This window comes from Streptomyces sp. NPDC058576, from assembly GCF_042718715.1.
In the GTDB taxonomy this organism is placed as follows: domain Bacteria; phylum Actinomycetota; class Actinomycetes; order Streptomycetales; family Streptomycetaceae; genus Streptomyces.
The window spans coordinates 4666-8658 of the sequence record NZ_JBHXPF010000112.1 but is presented as its reverse complement, the minus strand read 5'-3'; the positions used below and the strand labels follow the sequence as shown (position 1 = coordinate 8658).

The window sequence follows — 3993 nt, the reverse complement described above, 5'->3', positions numbered from 1 at the left end:
CGTCTCTGCTGCCGTGTCGCCGGAAGCGTCAGCTCTCGGTCGTCGTCGCCGACGCCTTGCCCGCCGGGCGGGTGGCGCGGCGGCGGCGCGGCTTCGGCTCGGCGGCCGCCTCGCTCACCACGGCCTCGGCCTCGGAGACCACGGCGGCCTCCTGGGTCGCGGTCGAGGTGACGCTGCGGGTGGCCCGGCGGCGGCGCGGCTTGGCCTCCGCCTCGACGGCCGGGGCCTCGACGGCGGGCTGCTCGGTGACGACGGCCTCGGCGGTGGCCTTCGAGGCGGTCTTCGCGGTCTTCTTCTCCGCGGGCTCCGCCGTCTCCGCCTTCGCGCGGGACTTGGTCGTCCTGGTCGCCCGGGCCTTCGGCTCGGCCGACGCGGACTCGGTGGCCTTGGCCTTCGACTCCGTCTTCGGCTTCGTGGCGCGGGCCGGACGACGACGCGTCTTCACCTCGGGCTCCGGCTCGGCGGCCGGGGCGATCTGGAAGTCGACCTCGTCGGCCGGCTTCACGATCCGGGTGCGGCGGCGCGGCTTGACGGCCTTCGGCTCGGCGACCGGCTCCGCGACACCCGCGGCGACGGCCACGGTCTGGAACTCGGCCGGGGCCGGGACGGCCGGAGCCGCGGCGACGGGCGAGGCCGTCTCCTCGGTCACCGGCTTCACCGCGGCACGGCTGCGACGACGGCGCGGCTTGGTCTCCGCCACGGCCGTCACGGCCTCCGCGACCGGCTCGGCCACGGGAGCGGCCTCGGCCACCGGGGCGGGAACCGCCGGGGCCTCGGCGACCGCCACGGCCGCCTCGGTGACCCCCTCGGGGGCGCTGACGCGGGTACGGCGGCGACGGCGCGGCGTGCGCGGCGCGTCGGACGCCTCGTCACCGGCCGGGGCGACCGGGGTGGCCTCCTTGGCGGGTGCGGGCACCGTCGCGGCGCCCGCCTCCGCGCCGGCCCCGCCACGGGTGCGGCGGCGCTGGCGCGGCGTACGGGTGCGCGGCTCGCGCTCCTCACGGGCGGGGGCCGGAGCGGCGGCCTTGCGGCCGCGGCCGCCGGTCTCGCCGAGGTCCTCGACCTCCTCCGCCCGCAGACCGGCGCGCGTCCGGTCGGCGCGCGGCAGAACACCCTTGGTGCCCGCCGGGATGCCGAGCTCCTCGAAGAGGTGCGGCGAGGTGGAGTACGTCTCGGGCGGGTCCGGGAACTTCAGGTCCAGGGCCTTGTTGATCAGCTGCCAGCGCGGGATGTCGTCCCAGTCGACCAGCGTGATCGCGATGCCCTTGGCGCCCGCGCGGCCGGTGCGGCCGATGCGGTGGAGGTAGGTCTTCTCGTCCTCCGGCGACTGGTAGTTGACGACGTGGGTCACACCCTCGACATCGATACCGCGCGCGGCGACGTCGGTGCAGACCAGGACGTCGACCTTGCCGTTGCGGAAGGCGCGCAGCGCCTGTTCGCGGGCGCCCTGGCCGAGGTCGCCGTGGACCGCGCCGGAGGCGAAGCCGCGCTTCTCCAGCTGCTCGGCGATGTCGGCGGCCGTGCGCTTCGTACGGCAGAAGATCATCGCGAGGCCGCGGCCGTCGGCCTGGAGGATGCGGGCGAGCATCTCCGGCTTGTCCATGTTGTGCGCGCGGTAGACGTGCTGGACCGTGTTCTTGACGGTCGTGCCCTCGTCGTCGGGCGACGTGGCGTTGATGTGCGTCGGCTGCGACATGTAGCGGCGGGCGAGACTGATGACGGCACCGGGCATGGTGGCCGAGAACAGCATCGTCTGGCGCTTGGCCGGCAGCATCGTGATGATGCGCTCGACGTCGGGCAGGAAGCCCAGGTCCAGCATCTCGTCGGCCTCGTCGAGGACGAGCCCGCGGATGTGGGAGAGGTCCAGCTTGCGCTGGCCCGCCAGGTCCAGCAGGCGGCCCGGGGTGCCGACGATCACGTCGACGCCCTTCTTGAGGGCCTCGACCTGGGGCTCGTACGCCCGGCCGCCGTAGATCGCGAGAACGCGGACGTTACGGACCTTGCCGGCCGTGAGCAGGTCGTTGGTGACCTGCTGGCACAGCTCGCGGGTGGGGACGACGACGAGCGCCTGCGGCGCGTCGGTCAGCTGCTCGGGCGTGGCGCGGCCCGCCTCGACGTCGGCGGGGACGGTCACGCGCTCCAGGAGCGGAAGGCCGAAGCCGAGCGTCTTGCCGGTGCCGGTCTTGGCCTGGCCGATGACGTCGGAGCCGGAGAGGGCTACGGGGAGCGTCAGCTCCTGGATGGGGAAGGGGGACATGATGCCGACTGCCTCAAGGGCTTCGGCCGTCTCGGAAAGAATGCCGAGGTCGCGGAACGTAGTCAGGGTGCTGCCTCTTCTGTGAGACGCGGTCCGAGGCGAACGCTGGGGGTCGTACCGTGCCGGGGTTGGTCATCCGGCCGTGGATGGGCCGGGTGGCGCGGGACCACTGCCGTCGCTCGAGCGCTCGTGCCGCTGAGGGGGCCCCTCATCTGCAGTCGTACGTGTCGTACGCACCGCGTGGAGGGCTGTCGGGTCGGAGCCGATCGGGCCACCGACCGGGCATCCTCATTCATAGGGCGCGCCCCTGGCACAGCACAGTGCTCAGTAGGCGCAATACCACTGTACCCCGGATTCGCGCATGTGTGTTGGACGAATTCATCGGAACGGTATGACGCCCCCGGCTGACCAGGCCCTTCCGCCCCGCGCGGAGCGGGCTATCGTTCCGTTCATGGAGACGCCAGACCACGCCACCGATACCCCCGCCGAAGCTTCCGGAACCACCGGGATCGCCGCCCAGGACTGGGCCACCGCGGCCGCCGACCCGCAGTACCGCGCCGCGGTCGTGGACCTGCTCGGCGCCCTCGCCTACGGAGAGCTGGCGGCCTTCGAGCGGCTGGCCGAGGACGCGAAGCTCGCGCCGACCCTCGGGGACAAGGCGGAGCTGGCGAAGATGGCCGCCGCCGAGTTCCACCACTTCGAGCAGCTGAGCCGACGGCTCACCGCCGTGGACGAGGACCCCACCGCCGCGATGGAGCCGTTCGCCAAGGCGCTCGACGACTTCCACCGCCAGACGGCGCCCTCCGACTGGCTGGAGGGCCTGGTCAAGGCGTACGTCGGCGACTCGATCGCCAGCGACTTCTACCGCGAGGTCGCGGCCCGGCTGGACACCGACACCCGGTCCCTGGTGCTGGCCGTGCTCGACGACACGGGCCACGGGAACTTCGCGGTGGAGAAGGTGCGCGCCGCGATCGAGGCCGACCCGCGGCTCGGCGGGCGGCTCGCGCTGTGGGCGCGCCGGCTGATGGGCGAGGCGCTGTCGCAGGCCCAGCGGGTGGTCGCCGACCGCGACGCCCTCTCGACAATGCTGGTGGGGGGCGTCGCGGACGGCTTCGACCTCGCCGAGGTGGGCCGCATGTTCTCCCGGATCACCGAGGCCCACACCAAGCGGATGGCCGCGCTGGGGCTGGCGGCGTAACGCTTCGGGCCCCGCTACTGGGCCGCCGCCGACCGGGCGAGGCGGCGGCCGCGTGGACGGATCAGGAGCGACAGCGTCACCGCCCCGACCGACACGGCTCCGATCAGCGTCACCAGTACATGGCCGGGACCCAGCGCGGCATGCGTCAGATACGCGCCGAACAGGGCGCCCAGCGCGCCGGTGAGATAAACCGCACGGCCGGACGGCAGGCGGTCGGCCAGTGATCGGAGCGCCGCCCAGGACAGGGCGAGTCCGAGCACGGCGGCGCCGAAGGATTCCCAGATCACAGAGGATCACCTCGCGGGGGTGTGCGGGGCGGGCAAATCGGTCGTAGGCGGTACTACCCCCCGCCCGCGGCGGGCAACCCTCCAGCGGCCCGTTCCGACCCGTACGGGAACCCTGCGGCGGCCCCGCACACGACACAGGAGCGGGGCGGCGGGGGGAAAAAACCCCCGCCCCCCCCCGGGTACAAGCCACCCCAGGAACAAAAACCCCCCCCCCCCCCCCCCCCCGGGGGGGGGGCGACCAAAAAAAAAAA

Annotated in this window: 3 protein-coding genes; 1 reads left to right on the top strand and 2 read right to left on the bottom strand. The window is 73.6% G+C overall.

The window, feature by feature from the left end; all coding sequences use genetic code 11:
- Positions 1 to 28: 28 nt before the first annotated feature.
- Positions 29 to 2257 carry a DEAD/DEAH box helicase gene (locus tag ACFWRV_RS36085; RefSeq protein ID WP_384340375.1) on the bottom strand — a complete coding sequence of 743 codons (2229 nt, stop codon included), beginning with the start codon at positions 2255 to 2257 and terminating at the stop codon, positions 29 to 31.
- Between the two features lie 451 nt (positions 2258 to 2708).
- Here ACFWRV_RS36085 and ACFWRV_RS36080 point away from each other — a divergent pair, with 451 nt between their 5' ends.
- Positions 2709 to 3455, top strand: a complete 747-nt coding sequence (locus tag ACFWRV_RS36080) for a ferritin-like fold-containing protein (protein ID WP_384340373.1) — start codon at positions 2709 to 2711, stop codon at positions 3453 to 3455.
- Positions 3456 to 3469: 14 nt separating this feature from the next.
- Here the strand turns inward: ACFWRV_RS36080 and ACFWRV_RS36075 are convergent, their stop codons facing one another.
- Positions 3470 to 3742 carry a hypothetical protein gene (locus tag ACFWRV_RS36075; RefSeq protein WP_384340371.1) on the bottom strand — a complete coding sequence of 91 codons (273 nt, stop codon included), beginning with the start codon at positions 3740 to 3742 and terminating at the stop codon, positions 3470 to 3472.
- Positions 3743 to 3993 lie beyond the last annotated feature (251 nt).

Bases quoted from the DNA above. Each gene is read 5' to 3' on its own strand.
- ACFWRV_RS36085 (WP_384340375.1), bottom strand. From the start codon at position 2,257: ATGTCCCCCTTCCCCATCCAGGAGCTGACGCTCCCCGTAGCCCTCTCC.
- ACFWRV_RS36080 (WP_384340373.1), top strand. From the start codon at position 2,709: ATGGAGACGCCAGACCACGCCACCGATACCCCCGCCGAAGCTTCCGGA.